This is a genomic window from Shimia sagamensis (assembly GCF_900182745.1).
Taxonomy (GTDB): Bacteria; Pseudomonadota; Alphaproteobacteria; order Rhodobacterales; family Rhodobacteraceae; genus Shimia; species Shimia sagamensis.
In genome coordinates, this window is sequence record NZ_FXTY01000006.1 from 194471 (window position 1) to 216931 (window position 22461).

The 22461-nt window shown below is 56.9% G+C and carries 22 protein-coding genes; 10 read left to right on the forward strand and 12 right to left on the reverse strand.

The genetic code is table 11. The features are described from left to right. Positions 1-6: 6 nt before the first annotated feature. The 5 genes from QOL67_RS16295 to QOL67_RS16315 form a co-directional block, all read right to left on the reverse strand. Positions 7-759, reverse strand: a complete 753-nt coding sequence (locus QOL67_RS16295; RefSeq protein WP_283427038.1) for a DUF4344 domain-containing metallopeptidase — start codon at positions 757-759, stop codon at positions 7-9. Positions 760-767: 8 nt separating this feature from the next. Continuing rightward, positions 768-1799 carry a MaoC family dehydratase gene (locus tag QOL67_RS16300; protein ID WP_283427039.1) on the reverse strand — a complete coding sequence of 344 codons (1032 nt, stop codon included), beginning with the start codon at positions 1797-1799 and terminating at the stop codon, positions 768-770. Then, positions 1799-2002 (reverse strand): DUF1737 domain-containing protein, encoded by a 204-nt coding sequence (locus QOL67_RS16305; protein WP_283427040.1) that lies wholly within the window; start codon positions 2000-2002, stop codon positions 1799-1801. The genes QOL67_RS16300 and QOL67_RS16305 overlap by 1 nt, the downstream gene beginning before the upstream one ends. A gap of 4 nt (positions 2003-2006) precedes the next feature. Next, positions 2007-2558: an NnrU family protein gene (locus QOL67_RS16310; protein ID WP_283427041.1), complete on the reverse strand. Its 552-nt coding sequence runs from the start codon at positions 2556-2558 to the stop codon at positions 2007-2009. Positions 2559-2698: 140 nt separating this feature from the next. Beyond that, entirely contained in the window at positions 2699-3553 is an 855-nt protein-coding gene (locus tag QOL67_RS16315; RefSeq protein ID WP_283427042.1) for an HpcH/HpaI aldolase/citrate lyase family protein, read from the reverse strand. Positions 3554-3863: 310 nt separating this feature from the next. Between QOL67_RS16315 and QOL67_RS16320 the strand changes: the two genes are divergently transcribed. Further along, positions 3864-4181: a hypothetical protein gene (locus tag QOL67_RS16320; protein WP_283427043.1), complete on the forward strand. Its 318-nt coding sequence runs from the start codon at positions 3864-3866 to the stop codon at positions 4179-4181. 12 nt (positions 4182-4193) lie between these two features. Here the strand turns inward: QOL67_RS16320 and QOL67_RS16325 are convergent, their stop codons facing one another. Both QOL67_RS16325 and QOL67_RS16330 read right to left on the reverse strand, forming a co-directional pair. Then, positions 4194-4934: a sulfite exporter TauE/SafE family protein gene (locus QOL67_RS16325; protein WP_283427044.1), complete on the reverse strand. Its 741-nt coding sequence runs from the start codon at positions 4932-4934 to the stop codon at positions 4194-4196. 75 nt (positions 4935-5009) lie between these two features. Continuing rightward, positions 5010-5213 (reverse strand): SHOCT domain-containing protein, encoded by a 204-nt coding sequence (locus tag QOL67_RS16330; protein WP_283427045.1) that lies wholly within the window; start codon positions 5211-5213, stop codon positions 5010-5012. Positions 5214-5434: 221 nt separating this feature from the next. Here QOL67_RS16330 and mdh point away from each other — a divergent pair, with 221 nt between their 5' ends. After that, on the forward strand, positions 5435-6397 hold the full coding sequence (mdh, locus tag QOL67_RS16335; RefSeq protein WP_283427046.1) for a malate dehydrogenase: 963 nt from the start codon (positions 5435-5437) through the stop codon (positions 6395-6397). A 52-nt stretch (positions 6398-6449) separates the two neighbouring features. On the opposite strand, the gene QOL67_RS16340 is transcribed toward mdh, so the two are convergent. Then, the gene (locus QOL67_RS16340) at positions 6450-7448 is read right to left on the reverse strand and encodes a glycosyltransferase family 2 protein (protein WP_283427047.1); all 999 of its coding nucleotides are present in this window, start codon (positions 7446-7448) and stop codon (positions 6450-6452) included. A gap of 889 nt (positions 7449-8337) precedes the next feature. On the opposite strand from QOL67_RS16340, the gene sucC reads away from it, so the two are divergent. From sucC to lpdA, 7 genes are all read left to right on the forward strand, one after another. Then, complete coding sequence (gene sucC / locus QOL67_RS16345) at positions 8338-9534, forward strand: ADP-forming succinate--CoA ligase subunit beta (protein ID WP_283427048.1); 1197 nt, start codon at positions 8338-8340, stop codon at positions 9532-9534. 568 nt (positions 9535-10102) lie between these two features. After that, a complete protein-coding gene (gene sucD / locus QOL67_RS16350) occupies positions 10103-10984 on the forward strand; it encodes a succinate--CoA ligase subunit alpha (protein ID WP_283427049.1) in 882 nt (293 codons plus the stop codon). Between the two features lie 251 nt (positions 10985-11235). Beyond that, positions 11236-14196, forward strand: a complete 2961-nt coding sequence (locus tag QOL67_RS16355; RefSeq protein ID WP_283427050.1) for a 2-oxoglutarate dehydrogenase E1 component — start codon at positions 11236-11238, stop codon at positions 14194-14196. 3 nt (positions 14197-14199) lie between these two features. Beyond that, on the forward strand, positions 14200-15690 hold the full coding sequence (gene odhB / locus QOL67_RS16360; protein ID WP_283427051.1) for a 2-oxoglutarate dehydrogenase complex dihydrolipoyllysine-residue succinyltransferase: 1491 nt from the start codon (positions 14200-14202) through the stop codon (positions 15688-15690). 162 nt (positions 15691-15852) lie between these two features. Then, positions 15853-16236 carry a hypothetical protein gene (locus QOL67_RS16365; RefSeq protein WP_283427052.1) on the forward strand — a complete coding sequence of 128 codons (384 nt, stop codon included), beginning with the start codon at positions 15853-15855 and terminating at the stop codon, positions 16234-16236. 188 nt (positions 16237-16424) lie between these two features. Continuing rightward, positions 16425-16694: a hypothetical protein gene (locus tag QOL67_RS16370; RefSeq protein WP_283427053.1), complete on the forward strand. Its 270-nt coding sequence runs from the start codon at positions 16425-16427 to the stop codon at positions 16692-16694. Positions 16695-16780: 86 nt separating this feature from the next. Further along, positions 16781-18175: a dihydrolipoyl dehydrogenase gene (gene lpdA, locus QOL67_RS16375; protein ID WP_283427054.1), complete on the forward strand. Its 1395-nt coding sequence runs from the start codon at positions 16781-16783 to the stop codon at positions 18173-18175. 70 nt (positions 18176-18245) lie between these two features. On the opposite strand, the gene QOL67_RS16380 is transcribed toward lpdA, so the two are convergent. The 4 genes from QOL67_RS16380 to QOL67_RS16395 are packed head-to-tail and all read right to left on the reverse strand — an operon-like array spanning position 18246 to position 21154. Further along, a complete protein-coding gene (locus tag QOL67_RS16380) occupies positions 18246-18851 on the reverse strand; it encodes a pyridoxamine 5'-phosphate oxidase family protein (RefSeq protein ID WP_283427112.1) in 606 nt (201 codons plus the stop codon). Then, positions 18835-19578, reverse strand: coding sequence for a lysophospholipid acyltransferase family protein (locus tag QOL67_RS16385; RefSeq protein ID WP_283427055.1), 744 nt, complete (start codon positions 19576-19578; stop codon positions 18835-18837). Before QOL67_RS16385 ends, QOL67_RS16380 begins: the two co-directional genes overlap by 17 nt. After that, positions 19578-20480 carry a cell division protein FtsX gene (locus tag QOL67_RS16390; RefSeq protein ID WP_283427056.1) on the reverse strand — a complete coding sequence of 301 codons (903 nt, stop codon included), beginning with the start codon at positions 20478-20480 and terminating at the stop codon, positions 19578-19580. The genes QOL67_RS16385 and QOL67_RS16390 overlap by 1 nt, the downstream gene beginning before the upstream one ends. Further along, on the reverse strand, positions 20477-21154 hold the full coding sequence (locus QOL67_RS16395) for a cell division ATP-binding protein FtsE (protein WP_283427057.1): 678 nt from the start codon (positions 21152-21154) through the stop codon (positions 20477-20479). The genes QOL67_RS16390 and QOL67_RS16395 overlap by 4 nt, the downstream gene beginning before the upstream one ends. A 144-nt stretch (positions 21155-21298) precedes the next feature. On the opposite strand from QOL67_RS16395, the gene QOL67_RS16400 reads away from it, so the two are divergent. After that, positions 21299-22447 (forward strand): zinc-ribbon domain-containing protein, encoded by a 1149-nt coding sequence (locus tag QOL67_RS16400; protein WP_283427058.1) that lies wholly within the window; start codon positions 21299-21301, stop codon positions 22445-22447. The last annotated feature ends 14 nt before the right edge of the window (positions 22448-22461 follow it).

The window sequence follows — 22461 nt, forward strand, 5'->3', positions numbered from 1 at the left end:
TGTGGCTCACATCTCCGGAGCCATCTCAACCAGCGCATCCGCAAACTCTGTACACATCACAATCTCGACACGCCGCGGGTCGTAGTAAGCATTGGCCTCTTCACACGGCACAATCGAAATTAGAAGATCTTCCGGTAGCCGGAACTCCTGATTGAGCGCCTCAACTTCCGCCTGCACGATCTCAGCGGTAAGTGAACCACCATCGTTTTCCACCTCGATGTCCCCAAAGGTCAGCGTTTGACCACCTGCGTCATGTACAATTTCATCAAGCGCCCCACCCCAGCTCTGTGCCGCTTGATCATACTCGTCCGGACAGTACTCAGCCCGCTCTTCCGGCAACCCCAAATCCTGCGCAACGTCTTCGCGTTCCTCGGGGTTGGCCCCATAGAACAGGCACACCGTATTGTAATAACGCTGCAAATCAGGCCCGTGCACGTCCCAGAAAACAATGTCTGAATTCGCCTCTGCCTCTCCAAGGAAGCCAAAGGCCGCGTCATAGGCCAACTGCACAGCGCTTTCTTCTTCATAAAAGGCATCGATCAAAAAGATCGACAACACATCTGCCGCGTCTTCCTCCTGCCCAAAAATCGGCAAGCCTAGAATGTCGATCAGCGCATGGCCCAGCTCGTGATAAAATATCCCAAGCAGGTTGCTTTCAACATAAGCGATGGTGTCATCGCTCGTGGTGTCAAAGGAAAGCTCGGCCTGTGCAGGACAGGCCAAAGCTAGGGCGGCAGCGGTGCAAAGAGGTCTCAACATGAGACCAATCACATCGGCATCAACGCCCAGTAGTCAAGGTCAAGCAGCACATCTGGCTGGTATTTCCCGTCCTCACCTTTCAGCGCAAACGGTTCCCCGCCCTTCGTGGCCACCAAACGCAAGCGGATCGCACCAACGCCAGGTGCCGAAGTTTCCGCCTTGTCCAATACCTCAGACCACGCCTTCACGGTCAAGCCAGAGAACGCCGGATTGGCATGCGCACCGCCATTGAGGCCGACAATCATCTGCGCGTTGGCTAACCCATTGAAGCTCAACGCGCGTGCCAGAGAAATAATGTGTCCACCATAGATCAGGCGCTGCCCGTCCGGGCGGAAGGTGGCGTCAAAATGCACCTTGGCGGTGTTCTGCCACAGGCGCGTTGCCATCATGTGCTCCGCTTCTTCCAGCGTCACACCGTCCACGTGATCAATGGTCTCCCCCACCTCATAGTCGCCCCAGCGATGGGCTTCGCCCGCCTGGGCAAAATCATAGCCGGTGAAGTTCAATCCGTCCGGGATCACCAAATCAGCTGGATCGATCACCTTGGACAGCTCCGGCACCACAGTCTCAGGTGCCGGGGCGTCTACGTCGCGTTTGCGCACCATGACCCAGCGCACATATTCCATGACCACTTCGTCGCGCTGGTTCATGCCCCGCGTACGCACATAGACCACACCGGTTTTACCGTTGGAGTTCTGCTTTACGCCAATCACTTCGGAGGACGACCGCAACGTGTCACCCACGTAAACCGGCTTCAGCCAGCGCCCCTCGGCATAGCCGAGGTTTGCCACCGCGTTGAGCGACACATCCGGAACCGTTTTGCCAAAGACCACATGGAACGCCGCCAGATCATCCAGCGGCGATTGCGGCAGGCCAGAGGTGCGCGCAAACTCGTCGCTCGAATACAGAGCATGACGCGCAGGATAGAGCGCATGATACAGCGCCCGCTCCCCTGCCCCCACGGTGCGTGGCACCGCGTGCTCGATCACTTGACCCAGCGTGTAGTCTTCAAAAAACCGGCCCGGATTGGTCTTGGCCATCAGTGTTCTCCCAGTTTGGTCTCCAGGGTGTAGGTGCCCTCCACTTCCTTCACCACAGATTGACCGCAACGCATCACGCCGGTCTTGTGGCAAAAGGTCTGTGTCGGGGAGCCATACAGCTCCCACCCCTTGTTAAGCGCGTCCGTCACTTTGTGACAAAACGCCGATGTGTCCTCTTCGGAGAGAAAACGATAGAGTTTCATGTGTTTACCCTCCAAATGGGTTTGGGCCGACAAGCCCGTGAATATATCCGATCACACCCATCAGAATGATGGAGGCACCAAAGAACATGCCGTCTTTGGCAATGCTGCCGGTCTCTGTTGGCGTCCAAGGCCCTTCGGCTTTGTTGATCACGACAATCTCGGCAAGCGCCCAAACCAACAGGCCGCCAAACAGGACCAGCGACGGCATATCGCCGTTGACCCAAAGGTGCGCACCAGCCCACAAAGCAAACCCGATCAGCATCGGGTGACGCATCCCATTGAACAACTTGCCTTTGCGCGGCGCAGGGCTCATCAGGAAAATGGCAAACAGGACCGCCAAATTGTTGATGTGTTTGGCAAAACTTGGTGCCACCCACAAAACGTCCTCAACCGGTGCCGCCTGATAGCCAATCACCATGAGCACAATCGAGGCAACAAGCGCAATCGCCACAAGCCCTTTGCCTTTGTCGCCCATAGGCTCCCGCACACCGGGCAGGACCCGCTTGAAAAAATGGGCCCCGGCCCAAAGTAGCACCCCAAGAACCAATATAGTCATCTCGCTCCCTCGCTGGATTAAAATGTTGAGGACCTCTTCAACAGTGAATGTTTCGGAAATGTCCCGAGAGCACCAAGCGTGCGGCAGGGTATTTTCGAAACATTTGTGTCCTCAACATTTGGTTGGTTATGGGGGTAGAGTTAACCTTCCAGCGCGGCGATTGCATCCGCCTTTGCCAAAATTTCTCGCGCAGTGACAACGTGCAGGTTTTCGACAATCTTGCCATCCACAACGGCGACGCCCTGCCCGCTGGCTTCACATTCCTCAAACGCCACGATCTGCCGTTTGGCGAGATCAATCTCACCTTCGCTTGGCGCAAAGGCCGCATTGGCCACGTCCACCTGCGCCGGGTGAATCAGCGTTTTGCCATCAAACCCCATGTCACGGCCCTGATCACATTCTACTTTGAGCCCCTCGGCGTCTTTGAAGGCATTATAAACGCCATCAACAATCACAATACCTTCAGCTTTCGCAGCCAACAGACACAGACCCAACCCCGCCATCATTGGCAGGCGGTCTGGACGGAAACGAGTTTGCAGCTCTTTTGCGAGGTCATTGGTGCCCATCACAAAGCCAGTCAACTGTGGATGCGCCGCAATCTCTGCCGCATTCAACATGCCGCGTGGTGTTTCCATCATCGCCCAAATTGGCTTGTCTCCAATCAGCGCTGCTAAAGCATCCAGCTGCGCAGCGCTTTCCACTTTGGGTAGCAACACCGCGTCACAATTCATGCCTGCTGCAGCCTTGGCATCCGCCGCACCCCATTGCGTGTCCAAACCGTTGATCCGCACAACACGCATTCGGCTGCCATAGCCACCTTGCGTCAGCGCCTCAGCCAATGTGGCACGGGCGTTTTCCTTTTCGTCCGGCGCCACCGCATCTTCCAGATCAAAGATGATTGCATCCACCGGCAAACCACGTGCCTTTTCCAAAGCACGGTCCTTGGACCCAGGAATATAAAGAACCGACCGAAAGGGGCGCGCGCGCTGATCCATGACTCTCTCCGCAATTATGTTGCGCAGAGAGGTGCATTTTTCTCAGAAAACTTCAAGGAGAATTTTGCCGCAGCGCAGAAAAGACTCGCACGTTCTCAAGCGGGTGCGCCCAATGTCGCGAATTTGGAAACAATAAAATCGTTACGTTAACCATTTTTTTGCCTCGACCTGCGCACACTCACCTTATCGCTTCCTGTGGGAGGAACGCAAAGACGGTTCAAAAGGACCGCGATCATAAGAAGAGGCGAGAGCTTTAACATCCATGGCGTGCAAAAGGCGCGCACATGCCTTCTTTATGAGAGGAAACCACATGAAACGCACTTTTTTGACCCTGACGGCCGGTCTTGGCCTTTCGATCTGCGCCACCTCAATCGCCCAGGCACAGAACATGCAACACTGCGCCACCCGCGACCTGGTTGTGGAACGTCTGGCCCAGAAGTACGGGGAATCCCGTCAGGCGCTTGGTCTTGGCACACAGGGTTCAATGGTGGAGATTTTTGCCTCCGAAGATTCCGGCAGCTGGACCATCACCGTCACCATGCCAAACGGCTCAACCTGTCTCATGGCGACCGGCCAGTCCTATGAAAAGCTTGCAGAAGCTCTGCCTGCCAAAGGTGACGACGCCTGATGTCAAACGCCCTTATGAAAGCGCGTCAAAAATCAGCTTCACGCCGGTGATCGACAAGAGCAAATAGGTCAATGCAAAGAAGACCTGCTCTGAAACGGCGTGATGCAGCTTCACACCTACCCAGGCTCCCAGTAATGCAAATGGTGCCAAAATGGCGCCCGCGCGTAGGGTTTCGGCGGTAAACACCCCAAGAAACGCATACGGAACAAATTTCGCGGTATTGATGGCCCAGAACACCAGCACCGTGGTGGCCTGATACGCTGTTTTTCCCAACCCACGTGACAACAGATACACAGCCGCAGGTGGTCCACCTGCATGGCTGACAAAACTGGTGAAACCTGCAAAAGCCCCTGCCAAAAAGCCGGCCCCAACCGGCATTTGGCGTCGCACCCCGGATCGCGGCCAAAGTTGCCAGATCACGAACCCAAGCGACACAGCGCCAATCAAAAGACGCAGCGCGTCGTCGCTAGCAATTCCAAACAACGCCGTGCCAGCAACTACTCCCGGCACCCCGCCCAAAATCAAAACCCTTGCGTCCGGCCAGCTCCATTTTGCCCAATACGGGCGCAGCGTTGCCAAATCGACCAACATCAAAAGTGGCAACATCAGCCCCAATGCTTGAGTGGGCGGTAGAATCAACGCCAAAACCACGGCGCTTGCAAAAGCCGCACCTGATCCAAAACCTGCCTTGGAAACGCCTGCAAACAGGACCGCGACCGGTGCCAAAATCCAAAATGTGAGAGAATCAGTCATACAAAAACAGGCGCGGCCAATGCTGCGCCTGCTGCAATTAAAGGCAACCTATGCTGCAAAGCAGCGTGATCGCGCTTATTTGCCGTCAAGAATCTTTTTGCGCTGATCCTTGTATTCCTTCTCGGACACCAGACCATCCGCATAGGCTTTTTCGAGAGAGGCCAACTGGTCCCCAACGCTCACCGCTTGCACGTTAGTGGTTGCACTTCCGCCACCGCATGCAGACACGGTCATGGCCACCAAAGTCAGTGCCATCAGGGTTTTCAGAGTCGTTCTCATTTTTTAGTCCTCAATGAAGCCTGTGAATTATCTCGGACATCTACTCACATGCGCAGCGTCAAATCAAGCGGCCCAAACCATACAAATTACGTGAGAATTTGCCGTCCTCTCTATCTATCTCACATGCGGCAGTATGCCCGGCCATGGCTTCAAACACTTGCGTCAACGCGCAATTCGACTTAAGCCACCGGCGATAATCAACCGGACCGGAGACTGATCCCATGGCACGACCAAAGATCGCCCTCATCGGCGCAGGTAACATCGGCGGCACGCTCGCCCACCTCGCTGCAATCAAAGAACTTGGTGACGTTGTACTGTTTGACATCGCTGACGGCCTGCCTCAGGGCAAGGCACTCGACATCGCAGAATCTGGCCCCGTTGAGAAAATCGACGCCGCCATGTCCGGCTCCTCGGACTATGCTGCGATTGCTGGCGCAGACGTCTGCATCGTAACCGCAGGCGTGGCACGTAAACCAGGCATGAGCCGTGATGACCTGCTGGGTATCAACCTCAAAGTGATGAAATCTGTTGGCGAAGGCATCCGCGACAACGCACCAGACGCTTTTGTGATCTGCATCACCAACCCGCTGGACGCGATGGTTTGGGCACTGCAGAAATTCTCCGGCCTGCCAACACACAAAGTGTGCGGCATGGCGGGTGTTCTGGATAGCGCACGCTTCCGTCACTTCCTGGCTGAAGAATTCAACGTCTCCATGCGTGACGTAACTGCCTTTGTTCTGGGCGGCCACGGCGACACTATGGTGCCTTCCGTGCGCTACTCCACCGTTGGCGGCATCCCATTGCCAGATCTGATCGACATGGGCTGGACCACACAAGAGAAACTGGACGCGATGGTTCAGCGTACCCGTGACGGCGGCGCGGAAATCGTTGGCTTGCTGAAAACTGGTTCCGCTTTCTACGCACCAGCTGCCTCCGCCATCGAAATGGCCGAAGCATTCCTCAAAGACCAAAAGCGCGTTCTGCCATGTGCCGCTTACTGTGACGGCGATCTGGGCGTGAAAGACATGTATGTCGGCGTGCCAACCGTGATCGGCGCCGGTGGTGTTGAGAAAGTTGTGAACATCAAGCTCAACAAGGATGAGCAGGAAATGTTCGACACTTCTGTGAACGCCGTAAAAGGTCTCGTGGACGCCTGCAAAGGTATCGACAGCTCGTTGGCATAAGCCACGCTGCAACAAAATTGAAAAAGGCGCCCACTGCGGCGCCTTTTTGTCTTTAAAGCTGCGTGGGCATTCGCCCCTCTTGAATATCCTTGAGCGCGGCGTCCACCGCCGCGGGCGCCAGATCCACTTTTGCCTGTGGGAAAACAGCTGTGATCTTGGCTGGCACGTCCAGGTCAAACCTCTTCGTCCGCCCAAGAAGGTTGAGCACCATGGCTTGAAACCCGCTGATCTCTTTGACGTGCCGGTAAAGATCATCAAGAAACGGTTCGTTGTCGCGGTTGTCCCAAACGTCCTGTGCTTGTCGCATCCGCGCTGGATTGTGGGGCTTTAACACTTTTCCGTCCGGCGCCTTCTTACGCATTTTGTCGAGCCAATGCTCTTTTGTCATGCCGTCAAAATGCAATATTGCGCTCTCTGGAAACTCGCTTTGCCCCTTATGAACAGGTGTCCCCTCAGGCAACCTGGCCCGATGCAAAGCAAGTGGCAGACCGGAAGAAACACGAGTGAACGCCTTTCCGTGCCAATAGCCTGCCAACCCCTTTTGCAGGTATCGCGCATATTTCCCATACAACAGAGGCAACGCCCGATGAATGCGAGGCGGGAACGGCAATCGAAAATCGCCAGCAAAGACCTGTGGCTGCTGTTGTCCCCGGCGATGTACCCGCTCCGCGTTTTGCATCACCACAGTCAGCACCTCCTCAGGTTGCTGCTGGAGGAAGGCAAAAAGTACGTCTGTGTTGGTGACATATTCATCGGCATCAATGTGGGCAATCCAATCCGCCTCACTTTGCGCCATGGCCGCATCCGCATTGATCGTTTGACGAATGCGAAAGTCCCAAGGCCGTTCCCCTTTGGAACTGCCTTTCCAATACTCGGCATCACAATTGATAATCTCAATTTGTGCATGCTCTCCAACGATGTTTTCCAGCTCGGGATTGGGTGCGTCCAGATGCAGCCAAATTTTGTTGACCCCCAAATCCACATGATGCGCCAGAAACCCCAATGTCACCGCCGTTGGCTCAAAAGCCGTTGTCACAATATCCCAACGCAAATGTCTTCTCCAATGCGATGCCGTATCGGCTCAAAATGCGTCTCCTGAATGATGGAGACAGCGCACCATGTAAAACAACAAAGCGCGCCCGCCTGTCAATTTTTTCGTTTTGGTTGCGTTGGCCCGTAAACTGCATACACTTTCTGCATGTATGCGCTTTGGCGCCGCCAATTCTTTTAAACAATTCGTTTGAGGCCCCCTATGTTCCATCGCCTAGCTCTTCCAGTCGCCCTGATATTTTCCGCAACCTTGACCGCCTGCGGAAGCTCCCAAACAACCACGGACCGAAGTGTACGTAGCGGCCCTCAGATCGAGCCTCCCGTCTCCCCAGGCCCCAACAACCAGGTCCCGACACCAGGATACGCAGCGACCGCGGCCTCAAACGCCGGCCTAACTTGCCCGCAGGGGAGCACCCTTGTGAGCACCCAGTCTGGCGTGACGTCTTGCACTCCGACTTAACCGTCCAACTGCGCAGTTGGGAACCGCACCACACCTGACGCGGCCCGCTCGGACCGCATACCGGCAGAAGTCTCTGCAATAGGTCAGCGGGTCGCCAGTTTGCAGTGCTGCCACACCATCGTTCCTCCCCAAGGTTCGGCTCAAATTCCGGACAAAGCCTCCAAGACAAGGCTGGCGCAACTCGGTTTATCTGCGTCGAACCGTTTGCGGTAACGCTGCAATGCAATCCGACTCGGACACGCATCCCCTTATTTCATAGACATTTTGTTAACCCTGTGCGGTTTTTCGCCGAACTGACCCATTTTGTGATCACACTTTTTCTGACTGTGATCACAAATAAGAAAAAATCCACCATTCCTGTCGAATTTGCTTATCGGTTCGACAGGACTGTGCCAGAACTGCGCCAATCGTAGCAAGATGGGACAGTTCCATGAACATCCACGAATATCAGGCGAAAGCCCTGCTTCGCTCCTACGGCGCCCCGGTGTCCGAAGGCCGCGTCGTTCTGAAAGCAGAAGACGCCAAATCCGCCGCTGGTGAACTGGACGGCCCACTTTGGGTTGTGAAAGCACAAATCCACGCTGGTGGCCGCGGCAAAGGCTCCTTCAAAGAAGCTGACGCAGGCGAAAAGGGCGGTGTCCGTCTTGCCTTCTCAGTTGAAGAAGCCGCTGAAGAAGCCAAAAAGATGCTGGGCCGCACCCTTGTGACCCACCAGACCGGCCCAGCGGGCAAACAGGTCAACCGCATCTACATCGAAGATGGCTCTGACATTGAAAACGAACTCTACCTGGCTCTGCTGGTAGATCGCGCCACCTCGCGCGTGTCGTTTGTCTGTTCCACCGAAGGCGGCATGGACATCGAAGAAGTGGCCGAAGCCACCCCTGAGAAAATCCTGTCCTTCTCTGTCGATCCGGCCACTGGCTACCAAGCCTACCACGGCCGCCGCATTGCCTTCTCCCTCGGCCTCAAAGGCGCGCAGGTAAAGCAGTGTGTGAAACTGATGGGTCAGCTCTACCAAGCCTTCATGGAAAAAGACATGGAGATGCTGGAGATCAACCCGCTGATCGTTCTGGAAGGTTCCGGCGATCTGAAAGTGCTCGACGCCAAAGTCGCGTTTGACGGCAATGCCATGTACCGCCAGCCTGCGGTTGCGGAGCTGCGTGACGAAACCGAAGAAGACTCCAAAGAGCTTGAGGCGTCCAAGTATGACCTCAACTACATCGCTCTGGACGGTGAAATCGGCTGCATGGTGAACGGTGCCGGCCTGGCGATGGCCACCATGGACATCATCAAACTCTACGGTGCTGAGCCTGCGAACTTCCTCGATGTTGGCGGCGGCGCCACCAAAGAGAAAGTGACCGAAGCCTTCAAAATCATCACGTCCGACCCACAGGTCAAAGGCATCCTTGTGAACATCTTCGGCGGCATCATGCGCTGTGATGTAATCGCAGAGGGCGTTGTGGCCGCGGTGAAAGAAGTTGGCCTGCAGGTGCCACTGGTTGTGCGCCTTGAGGGCACCAACGTGGAAGCCGGCAAAGAGATCATCAACACCTCCGGTCTTGATGTGATCGCAGCCGACAACCTGTCCGACGGCGCTGAAAAAATCGTGAAAGCGGTTAAGGGCTAAGCGATGAAGGTTTTCCTTGTCAGTTCGTTGTTAGCGTTTTCCCTTCCTCAGGCGGCGGTGGCTTCAAGTTCACTGCCAAAAGAGGTCGCTAACCGTGTCACCCAAGGCAGCGATGCTTGCGCGGCCTTCATGGCTTCGGGAACCAGCACAAAGACTCTCAAGAGCTTGGGCTTCAAGGGGTTTATGGGGAACATGCGGTTCGCTGTTAAAAGGTCCAATGCCCTTGCCCGAACTGAAATAGTCGTTGGAACCCAAAGCAAGAGAAAATGCTTCGTGTCAGTTAATATTTGGACACGTTCTGACTACAAGGAAGCCTTTGCAATTGCTGGAAAGTCTCTAATTGACAAAGGGTACACTCGGAAAACCCGGAAAATAAGCAGCAATGTTTCGGAGCAATTCTTTCAACTAGGCACCCAAAAGGTGAATTTGCGTTTCGCATCGAGCGGATACGGATCGAGCCAGGTCACTTTCGAAAGACAAAGATAGAGTCCGAAGGGCACCAGCTGCCCCTCGCAACAATGGCGAACGAGTCGATTTGCCAAAGTTCTAACCCCAAGGAGACTGCCAAATGGCTATCCTCGTAGACGAAAACACCAAGGTTATCTGTCAGGGCTTCACCGGCTCTCAGGGCACCTTCCACTCTGAACAAGCCATCGCTTATGGCACCAAAATGGTCGGCGGCGTAACGCCAGGCAAAGGTGGCATGGACCACCTCGGCCTGCCGGTCTTCAACTCCGTGCACGAAGCCAAGGCAACCACCGAAGCCAACGCCTCTGTGATCTATGTTCCTCCGCCCTTCGCAGCGGACTCGATCCTCGAAGCGATCGACGCTGAGATGGAACTGATCATCTGCATCACCGAAGGCATTCCTGTGCTGGACATGATGAAGGTTGAGCGCGCGCTGCAAGGCTCCGCGTCCCGCCTGATCGGCCCAAACTGCCCCGGCGTGATCACACCTGACGCCTGCAAAATCGGCATCATGCCAGGCCACATCCACAAGCGTGGCTCCGTGGGTGTTGTGTCCCGCTCCGGTACACTGACGTATGAAGCCGTGAAGCAAACTGCTGACATCGGTCTGGGCCAATCCACAGCTGTGGGCATCGGCGGCGACCCGATCAAAGGCACCGAGCACATCGACATCCTCGACATGTTCCTGTCTGACGATGAGACCCAGTCGATCATCATGATTGGTGAAATTGGCGGTTCAGCAGAAGAAGAAGCTGCTGAGTTCCTGGCTAACGAGCGCAAGAAAGGCCGTTGGAAACCAACTGCTGGCTTTATCGCTGGTCGCACGGCCCCTCCCGGCCGCCGCATGGGCCACGCTGGCGCAATCGTTGCCGGTGGCAAAGGTGGTGCAGACGACAAAATCGCCGCGATGAAAGAAGCTGGCATTGTTGTTGCTGACAGCCCAGCCGGTCTCGGCGAAGCTGTGCTCAAAGCGATCGGCTAAATGCCTGCCGCTCGGCATATCAATAAAGGGCAGCGCCTGACCCAGGGTGGGTGCGAAAGCGCCCTCCCATGGGGAGGGTCAGGCGCTGCCCGGCGTTGCCGTCGGGCCCATAACTGAAAGGTGAACGCGAAAAATTATGTTTCCGCGCAACCTGCGCTAAGTCTTTTGAAACATTCCCGCGTTCATCTACCCCAAGCCAGCCCTATGTGGGGCCAACATAAATCCGGTCCCATCCTTCACGAGGTGCCATCATGACCGAACAGTCGCCAAACGACATCTTCCACGCCTCCTCCTTTATGCAGGGGCACAATGCGGAATACCTCGAACAGATGTATGCCCGCTACGCCGCCGACCCCGCTGCGGTTGACGAAGTCTGGCAGGAGTTTTTCCGCCAGCTTGGTGATGCAGAACTGGACGTCAAGGCAGAGGCCGCAGGCCCGTCATGGGCACGTAATGACTGGCCGCCACAGCCAAACGACGACCTAACCTCTTCCCTGACCGGCGAATGGCCGGAACAGGTTGAAGCCAAGGCCGCTGGCAAAAAGATCAAAGAGAAAGCCGCCGCATCCGGCGTTGAGGTCTCTGACGAAGCGATCAAACGTGCGGTGCTGGACAGCATTCGCGCCCTGATGATCATCCGCGCCTACCGAATTCGCGGCCACCTGATTGCCGACATCGACCCGCTGGGCATGCGCGATAACACTCCACATCCAGAGCTTGATCCAAAATCCTACGGCTTCTCCGACGCCGACATGGATCGCCCGATCTTCATCGACAAAGTGCTCGGCTTGGACATCGCCACGATGCGCCAGATCATGGACATCGTGAAGCGCACTTACTGTGGTACATTTGCGCTGCAATACATGCACATCTCCAACCCAGAAGAAGCGAGCTGGCTCAAAGAGCGCATCGAAGGGTACGACAAAGAGATCACCTTCACCCGTGAGGGCCGCAAAGCCATCCTGAACAAGCTGGTTGAGGCCGAAGGTTTCGAGAAGTTCCTGCATGTGAAATACATGGGCACCAAGCGCTTTGGTCTGGACGGCGGCGAAAGCCTGATCCCTGCCATGGAGCAGGTGATCAAACGCGGTGGCAGCCTGGGTGTCGAAGAGATTGTCATCGGTATGCCCCACCGTGGCCGCCTGTCGGTGCTGGCCAATGTGATGGCCAAGCCCTACCGCGCGATCTTCAACGAATTCCAGGGCGGCAGCTTTAAGCCAGAAGATGTCGACGGCTCCGGTGACGTGAAATACCATCTCGGCGCCTCTTCCGACCGTGAGTTTAACGGCAACACTGTCCACCTCAGCCTGACCGCCAACCCCTCCCACCTTGAGGCGGTGAACCCGGTTGTGCTGGGCAAAGTTCGCGCCAAACAAGATCAACGCAACGACGATGCCCGCACCTCTGTAATGCCGATCCTGTTGCACGGCGACGCGGCTTTTGCGGGCCAAGGTGTTGTGGCGGAGTGCTTTGCCCTGTCTGGCCTAAAGGGCCACAAAACCGGCGGCACCATGCATATCGTGGTGAACAACCAGATCGGTTTCACCACCGCGCCGCATTTCTCCCGCTCCTCCCCATACCCAACGGACAACGCACTGGTTGTGGAAGCACCAATCTTCCACGTGAACGGCGACGATCCCGAAGCAGTTGTGCACGCGGCCAAAGTTGCCACCGAGTTCCGACAGAAATTTGGCAAAGACGTCGTCCTCGACATCTTCTGCTACCGTCGCTTTGGGCACAACGAGGGCGACGAGCCCATGTTCACCAACCCGATGATGTACAAGCGCATCAAGAAGCACAAAACCACATTGACGCTGTATACCGAACGTCTGGTGAAAGACGGCCTCATTCCAGAGGGTGAGATCGAGGACATGAAAGCCTCTTTCCAAGCCCATCTGAACGAAGAGTTCGAAGTGGGCAAAGACTTCAAACCCAACAAAGCTGACTGGCTTGATGGACGCTGGTCGCACTTGGACAAACGCGGCGAAGACTATGAACGCGGCCAAACCTCGATCAAGCCGGAAACCTTGGCAGAAATCGGCAACGCCCTAGCGTCCGTGCCCGAAGGCTTCCCGCTGCACAAAACCGTGGGCCGTCTGCTGGACACCCGTGGCAAGATGTTCTCTTCCGGCAAAGGTTTTGACTGGGCCACCGCCGAAGCCATGGCCTTTGGCTCACTGATGACCGAAGGCTACCCCGTGCGCCTATCCGGTCAGGATGCCACCCGCGGCACGTTCTCGCAGCGCCACTCCGGCATCATCAACCAGGACACGGAAGAGCGCTACTACCCGCTCAACAACATCCGCGCCGGTCAGAGCCAATACGAAGTCATCGACTCTGCGTTGTCTGAATACGCGGTGCTTGGCTTTGAATATGGCTTCTCGTTGGCAGAACCAAATGCGCTGACCCTTTGGGAGGCCCAGTTTGGCGATTTTGCCAACGGTGCGCAGATCATGTTTGACCAGTTCATCAGCTCAGGCGAAAGCAAATGGCTGCGCATGTCCGGTCTGACCGTTCTGTTGCCACATGGCTTTGAAGGCCAAGGCCCGGAGCACTCCTCCGCACGTCTTGAGCGTTTCTTGCAGATGTGTGGTGGCGATAACTGGATTGTGGCCAACTGCACCACGCCGGCCAACTACTTCCACATCCTGCGCCGTCAGCTGCACCGCACCTTCCGCAAGCCGCTGATCCTGATGACACCCAAATCCCTGCTGCGCCACAAACTGGCGACATCTGAAGCGGAGGATTTTGTCGACGGGTCTTCCTTCCACCGCGTGCTGTGGGATGACGCCCAGAAAGGCCAGTCCGACACCGAGTTGAAGAAAGACAAAGACGTCAAACGTGTCGTCATGTGTTCCGGCAAAGTCTACTACGACCTGCTCGAAGAGCGCGACGCCCGTGGCATCGACGATGTCTACCTGATGCGGATTGAGCAATATTATCCGTTCCCAGCCCACTCGCTGATCAAGGAGCTTGAGCGCTTCAAAGATGCAGAAATGGTCTGGTGTCAGGAAGAACCCAAGAACCAAGGTGCCTGGTCCTTCATCGAACCCAACATTGAATGGGCGCTCACACGCATCAAAGCCAAACACTCCCGTCCGGTATACGCAGGCCGCCCGGCCTCCGCCTCGCCTGCCACCGGACTGGCAAGCCAACACAAAGCCCAACAAGCAGCGCTGGTGGATGCCGCGCTCTCCATGGAAGGAAATTGATCCATGACCGAAGTTCGAGTCCCTACCCTTGGCGAATCCGTCACCGAAGCCACCGTTGCCACCTGGTTCAAGAAACCGGGTGATGCGGTTGCTGTCGACGAAATGCTCTGCGAGCTGGAAACCGACAAAGTGACCGTCGAAGTCCCGGCCCCAGCCGCCGGTGTTCTGGGAGAGATTGTCGCTGCCGAAGGCGACACCGTGGGTGTTGATGCTCTGCTGGCCAACATCACCGCGGGCGAAGGTGCCGCACCTGCGCCAGCCGCTACCGCAGCACCCGCCGCCGCAGCCCCTGCATCCGGTGGTGGTGATGCGGTTGACGTGATGGTCCCAACTCTGGGTGAATCCGTAACCGAGGCCACCGTCTCCACATGGTTCAAAGCTGTGGGTGACACCGTTGCGCAAGACGAGATGCTCTGTGAGCTGGAAACCGACAAGGTTTCCGTCGAAGTGCCTGCGCCTGCCGCTGGTGTGTTGACTGAGATCGTCGCAGCTGAAGGTGCCACTGTGGACGCCTCCGCAAAACTGGCCGTAATTGGTGGCGCGTCTGCCTCCGCACCAACAGCGCCTGCCGCAGCCCCAGCTGCCGCACCTGCTGGTTCCGCTGATGTCGAAAACGCCCCATCTGCCAACAAACTGATGGCGGAAAAAGGCATTGCTGCATCTGCTGTCACCGGCACAGGCCGCGATGGTCGCATCATGAAAGAAGACGTGATGAAAGCCGCCTTGGCCCCAGCACCTGCCGCTGCCCCAGCCCCGGCTGCAGCCCCACGTGCACCGGTATCCGCTGACGACGCCTCCCGCGAAGAGCGCGTGAAAATGACCCGTCTGCGTCAGACCATCGCCAAGCGTCTGAAAGAAAGCCAGAACACCGCCGCCATGCTCACGACCTACAACGAGGTCGACATGGGCGAGGTCATGGCACTGCGCAGCCAATACAAAGACCAGTTCGAGAAAAAGCACGGCGTGCGTTTGGGCTTCATGTCTTTCTTCACCAAAGCTTGTGTGCACGCGCTGAAAGAAGTGCCAGAGGTGAACGCAGAGATCGACGGCACCGACATCGTGTACAAGAACTTCGTACACATGGGTGTGGCCGCTGGCACGCCAACCGGTCTGGTTGTGCCTGTGATCCGCGATGCCGACAGCATGTCTTTTGCGGAGATCGAAAAAGCCATCTCTGAAAAAGGCAAACGTGCCCGTGACGGCAAACTGTCCATGGCGGAAATGCAGAGCGGCACCTTCACGCTGTCCAACGGCGGTGTCTACGGCTCTCTGATGTCCTCGCCAATCCTGAACCCACCGCAGTCCGGTATCCTCGGTATGCACAAAATTCAGGACCGTCCAATGGCAATCAACGGTCAGGTTGTGATCCGTCCGATGATGTATCTGGCCCTGTCCTACGATCACCGCATCGTGGACGGCAAAGGCGCCGTGACCTTCCTCGTGCGCGTGAAAGAAGCGCTGGAAGACCCACGCCGCCTGCTGATGGATCTCTGATCTGATGGCCGACCTTCCTCACAGAGGGCAGCGCACGACCCTGGGTGGGCGTGAAGCGCCCTCCCGTGGGGAGGGTCGTGCGCTGCCCGTGCCACACGTGGCCCGTGTAAAGACTTGCACCACATTTTCCAGCCATGGATGCTCTTGAACGGAAGGCGTGTCGTGACCGAACCACATCCGAAGTTTCAAACCCTGACCAGTTTCCTTAGCGCCATACCAGGCATCAAAATTTTTTCCTCAGGTGATTTGCCTAGCGGCGGCTGGTGGGTCAAATTGGACATTGATATCCGGCAGGGGCACGCTTGGCATTTGGTGCAAGAGCTTGGATACGTTCTCAATAACTTGTCTGTTCAAGAACGACTTCCGACGGTTTTTAAGCCAGTTTCGCCTCCTCCCTACCTAAACGGTGGGCCCTCCGACTACCTTTCTTGGGTGATTGAATGTCCGGAAAAAAGCTTTGCTCCGGGAACAGCCCAAAAGTGGCTAGAAGGGCGCTTACCTAATCCCGCACATAAGCTGAGTGAATGGCAGGGGTTAGACGAATGATTGCGCCCATTGCCTCGATACTTCGCCTAAAGGGCGCCTCGTTTTGCACCTCCGCGATACAGACGCAATACCGACGCTATGCAGACGTGCAAAAATCGCCCAAACTGGCCCTATTGGAGAGACGCGCATTTCCCCTGCCCGCCGCTGGCTCCGCGCCGCACGAGATGCAGGACATAGGAGGATAGACCATGCCCACCCATGTGCTCTGGCAAGCTGATGTTGCCGATTTTGACGCCTGGCTCACCGTCTTCCGACAGGACGCCGCCAACCGCAAAGCCGCCGGGATTGTCGACCTCAACGTCTGGTCTGATCCTGACCGTGACAACCACGCCATTGCGCTGTTTGCCATCATTGACAAAGACCAGGCCCGCGCCTTTTTTGAGAGCGAGGAGCTGGCCATGCACCTAGAGCGCGACGGCATCACCAACGTCACCGTCAAACTGTTGAAACCCGAATAAAGACCAACCATATCAATCTCTTGTAGTGAGAGTTCTTCCACAACTCGGGGCATCACGCCCCAGCAATAGACCAAGGAAACACACCCATGGCTCAATACGACGTCATCATCATCGGCGCAGGCCCTGGCGGCTACGTCTCTGCAATTCGTTGCGCACAGCTCGGCCTGAAAACCGCCATCGTGGAAGGCCGCGAAACCTTGGGCGGCACCTGCCTGAACGTGGGCTGTATCCCGTCCAAGGCGCTGCTGCACGCAACCCACATGCTGCACGAAGCCGAGCATAACTTTGCCGACATGGGCCTGAAGGGCAAAAGCCCGTCTGTGGATTGGACACAGATGAAGTCCTACAAGACTGATGTTGTTGGACAAAACACCGGCGGCATCGAGTTCTTGATGAAGAAGAACAAGATCGATTGGCTCAAGGGTTGGGCATCTATTCCTGCCGCTGGTCAGGTCAAAGTGGGTGACGACACGCACGAAACCAAGAACATCGTGATCGCGTCTGGCTCCGTGCCATCCTCCCTGCCAGGTGTTGAGGTCGACAACGACAAAGGCATCGTGGTCGACAGCACCGGCGCGCTGGACCTGCCTAAGGTTCCAAAGAAGATGACCGTGATCGGCGCTGGTGTGATCGGCCTCGAGCTCGGCTCCGTCTACGCCCGCCTTGGCGCAGAAGTGACCGTGGTGGAATACATGGACGCCATCTGCCCTGGCATGGACGCGGATGTGCAGCGCACGTTCAAACGTATCCTTGAAAAACAAGGCCTTAAGTTCATCATGGGCGCGGCTGTGCAAGGTGTGGATGCCACAAAAACCAAAGCCAAAGTGCGCTACCTGCCTAAGAAAGGCGGCGACGAAGAGGTTGTGGACGCAGACGTGGTCCTGGTTGCCACCGGCCGTAAACCCTTTGCCGAAGGCCTTGGCCTCGACGCGCTTGGCGTAAAACTGACCGAACGCGGCCAGATCGCTGTGGACGGCAAATGGGCCACCAACGTGCCGGGCATCTACGCCATCGGCGACGTGATCGAAGGCCCTATGTTGGCCCACAAAGCCGAAGACGAAGGCATGGCGGTTGCCGACGTGCTGGCTGGCAACCATGGCCACGTGAACTACGGCGTGATCCCGGGCGTGGTCTACACCACCCCAGAAGTGGCCACCGTGGGCGCAACTGAGGCCGCACTGAAAGCTGAAGGTCGCAAGATCAAAACCGGTAAGTTCATGTTCATGGGCAACGCCCGCGCCAAGGCGGTTCATCAAGGCGACGGCTTTGTGAAAATCATCGTAGACAAAGAAACCGACCGCGTGCTCGGCGCCGCGATCATTGGCCCGGCAGCGGGCGACATGATCCACGAGCTCTGCGTGGCCATGGAGTTCGGCGCCTCGGCACAGGACATCGCCCTGACCTGCCACGCGCACCCAACCTACTCCGAAGCGGTCCGCGAAGCCGCGCTCGCTTGCGGCGACGGCGCAATCCACAGCTAAGCTGTTTATCTAGAACAACAAAGGGCGCCTCTAGGGGCACCCTTTTCGTTTGGAAACATGGCCCAGGCCATTACCACATCGTCTTCGCTGCCCGCGCGGCCCAGCCCTCGTCATAGGGTGTACCGCCTTCGGCCCCATCCGTCTGTTCGGCCAGGATCTGCCCTACGGTGGGCAGGTCAGCGCTCTCATCCTCCGAGGTCCACAACCCGGCCCGCATCACCGCCCGCGCACATTGCGTGTAGATTTCGCCAATCTTGATCACAATCACCGCGCGCGGATGTTTGCCTTTGACCTCAAAACTCTCACACAGCGCTACGTCCGTAGTCACCTTGGCAAGGCCATTCACCCGCACAACAATGTTGGACCCGGGCACCATGAACATCAGCGAGATACGTCCGTCCGCCACAATGTTGCGCAGCGTATCTATACGGTTGTTGCCGCGCCAATCCGGCATCGCCAATGTGTGGTCATCCAGCTCACGCACCACAGGGCCATCGTCTCCCCGCGGGCTGCCGTCGGTGCCTTCCGGCCCGACAGTCGACAGCACACAGAACCGCGACGCCATGATCCATTTGCGATAGAGCGGCGTCATCTTCTGTGCCACTTTGTTGACCGATGCCGAAGCCGGCTGTCCGTAAAGCGCCTCTAACTCCGCAAGATCACTGACGTACTGCATCCGGATCAAACCCCGCTTCCACCATCAAAGCGTTGGACTTGGTTTCAATCACCTCTTCCAACCGCACCATAAACTCTTTCTGATCCGCACCCTGCTCAATTGGCTCCAGGAACTCGACCACAGCCAGGCCCGGCGTACGCAACATCGTGCCTTTGGGCCAGAACATACCCGCATTTGTCGCAACAGGAACAGCCGTCTGGCCGGTCTCCTTGTAAAGCACGTACGGCCCAACCTTATAAGGCATGTGCTCCCCCACCGGCACACGTGTGCCCTGCGGATAAATCACCAATTGACCGGGAGGCACCCGGCCGCTGTCCACATCCGCCAGCATGGCTTTGATCGCTGCGCCACGCTTGCCACGGCGTACCGGCACACACCCCAGTCGCCACGCATAGACGCCAATGATCGGCGTGAACAGCAACTCGTATTTCATGATGAACCGTGGCTGCGGCACCGCCTTGAAAATCATCATAATGTCGAGGAAAGACTGGTGTTTCGCAGGCACGAGCACCGCACCACTTGGCACATTGCCCCGTACCTCAGATCGAATACCCACCAGCCAGCGCGCAGACCAAATCGCCCATGTGGCGTAGGTTTTACAGGCTGTCATTGCGCCTTTGGGCGATAGCAAGGCCCAAGGAAAAAATACAATCCCCATCACCAGCATCACAACCGCATTCTGAACCACATAGATGATCGACATCACCCATCGAAATGCCAAGCGCATTAGGTCAACTCCCCAAGAGTACGTCGTGCTGCGGCTCCAGTGGCCACATAAGCCACCACAGCGGCAAGCACTGGGATCAATGTCAACAACGCCCAGCCAAGACCGTGGAAGCCCAGCCCCGTCAAAAAGCCTCCGCTTTCTTGCGTCGCCGGCAGCAAGAACACAGAAAGTGCTCCAAGCGCAGTGCCAACAGCCGCCCCCAACAAGGCACGTAATGTGAAGCGGCGCACAAAGGCGCGCGCAATGTAGCTGTCCCGCGCACCAATCAAGCGCAGCACAGAGATCACCTGCGAGTTCGCCGCCAACGCCGCGTTCGCCGCCAAAGTGATCATTGCCGCCGTCGCAGCCCCAATCAAACCAATCGACACCCAACCCAGCAAACGCAATCGACCGGCTGCGCGTTCCAACGGACGCCGCCAACGGGTGTGATCATCCAACACAGCGCCAGGCACTTCAGCTTGTAAGCGCAGGCGCAATCCCGCGCCGTCATAGCCGCCTTCAGTTTCCACAATCTCGATGAGCTGCGGAACCGGCAGGCTATCAAGCGGCAAGTCTGGTCCAAACCACGGCACCAAAAGGCGCCGCTGTTCGTCCACACTCAACGCCCGCGCCGTGGCGATCCCCGGTGTGCTTTCCAACACCGTGAGCGCCGCGGCCGTTTGCGCCGCCATTTGCTCGGCCGGCGCAGAAATGCGCAACGTAGAGCTTTGTGCCAGCTCCTCCCCCCAGCGCGTCGCCAAACGACCCGATGCCAGCGACAAGGCCAAAGCAAACACTGTCAAAAACGCCATCGCACCTGCAGCAAACAAAGTCAGCCGAGCGGTAAATCCAGTTGGTGGCACAACACGGTCTGCCTGTGCATCCCCCACGATCAAAGTCGATAGTTTCAGACCTTTGCTCATAGGTCCGCCCCCGCCAATTGGAGTTTGCGCCCCGAAATCCGCAACACGCGAGCTTGTACATGATGTTTCGCCGAGCGGATCAAGTTCAAATCATGGGTGGCAATCAGGATCGTTTTGCCCATTTTGTTGAGCTCCACCAACAGTTGCAACAAGCGCTGCGACATTTCCCAATCCACGTTTCCGGTTGGTTCATCCGCCAGAACCACGTCTGGCGACATAATCACAGCCCGCGCCAGCGCAGCACGTTGGCGCTCCCCGCCAGACAATTCTGGCGGCAGCGCGCTCGCCCGGTGCCCCAAGCCAACCCACGTCAAAAGTTCTTTAAGGTTGGAATGCTGCTCAAGCGAATCCCGCGCGGACACGGTCAACGGGAGAGCCACATTCTCTCGCACCGAGAGGTGATCCAAAAACTGACAGTCCTGATGCACCACGCCAATTTGGCGCCGGGTCATCGCATGGTCCTCCCGATCCATCTCACGCACATCTTTGCCAAACAGCTGCACCTGCCCTGCTGTAGGGCTTAACGCGCCATAACACAGTTTTAAAAATGTGGTCTTTCCTGACCCCGACGGGCCGGTCAAAAAATGGAAAGATCCGGGTGCCAGCTTCAAGGACACCTCGCTCAGCAGCTCACCACCGCCATAGCTATACGCAATATTGTCTAGTTCGATCACCGGAGACCTCATTTGTCCCGATTGTTGTGCACGAGCATCGCCTTGGTTGCAATCTGTTCCACGTCGCCTTTGCACTTTCGCCAAGTGATGTTTCAGAATATGGTTCCTTAACAAAAGCAAGAACTTCGACAGCAGGGGACGAGTATGCGGCTAACTTGCCCAAATTGCGGGGCACAATATGAAGTGCCTGACGACATCATTCCGACCGGCGGGCGGGATGTACAATGCTCCAACTGTGGCAACACCTGGTTTCAGGTTGACGCCAATATGCTGGCGGAAGCACCCGAAGACTCCCCAGTTGAGCAGGACTCCCTAGAGGAAACCTCCGCGGAGACCCATCAGGCCGCGCCTGCGCCCGAAGAAGAGATCTTCGAAGAGGTCGAGCCCCCAGAACTGTCCATAGTTGCTGAGCCTGAGGCGGATCAGGATCTCCTTGAAGACGAAGACGAAAATGCGGACGACATAGACCTAGGCGGTGCCGATTGGGATCTGGAAGCCGAAGATGATTGGGTAAAGGCCAGCGACGACGCATCACCGGAACCTGCGGTGGCAGCGTTTGAAGCTCCAGAGGCCGAAGCGGAACAGCCTGAGCCTGAGCCTGAGCCTGAGCCTGAGCCTGAGCCTGAGCCTGAGCCTGAGCCTGAGCCTGAGCCTGAAGATGCGGCGCTGGATCAGGATGTCAAGGAAGCGGCGCCAGAGCCCGCCCCTAAACCCCGCGGCCTAGACGACTCTGTCAAAGACATCCTGCGCGAAGAAGTTGAATACGAGAGCCAGGCCCGCGCCGCAGAACAACCTCAGAGTTTAGAAACCCAAGGGGACCTGGGTTTGGATCAGGGCGAAGATCGTCCCGTGGAACCGGCCCGCAAATCCGATGCAGCCGCCGCGCGCATGCGCCGTTTACGCGGCGAAGACGATGCGGCCACAGCTGCGGCTGTGGCTTCTACAGTGCACAGCAGCAAAGACACCCGTCGTGATTTGTTGCCCGACATTGAGGAAATCAACTCCACCCTACGCACGACAGGGGACTCGCCACGTAACCCGGACTTGGGACAAAAGCCCGGCAACAGCGCCAGCCGGGCCCGCGGTTTCCGCTTGGGTTTTGCGTTGGTGATTTTGATCGCCGGGGCTGCTATTTTTGTATATAGCTCACACGACAGCCTCAGCCAAAGTTACCCACAGGCCGCGCCCTATATTGATGGTTTCATGGCCTCTGCCAACGACGCACGTATCTGGCTGGATGATCAAGTCACTGGGCTGTTTTTGAAACTCAACGCGGTTACCGGCAAGTCTTAAGCTTGGCGGCTCCG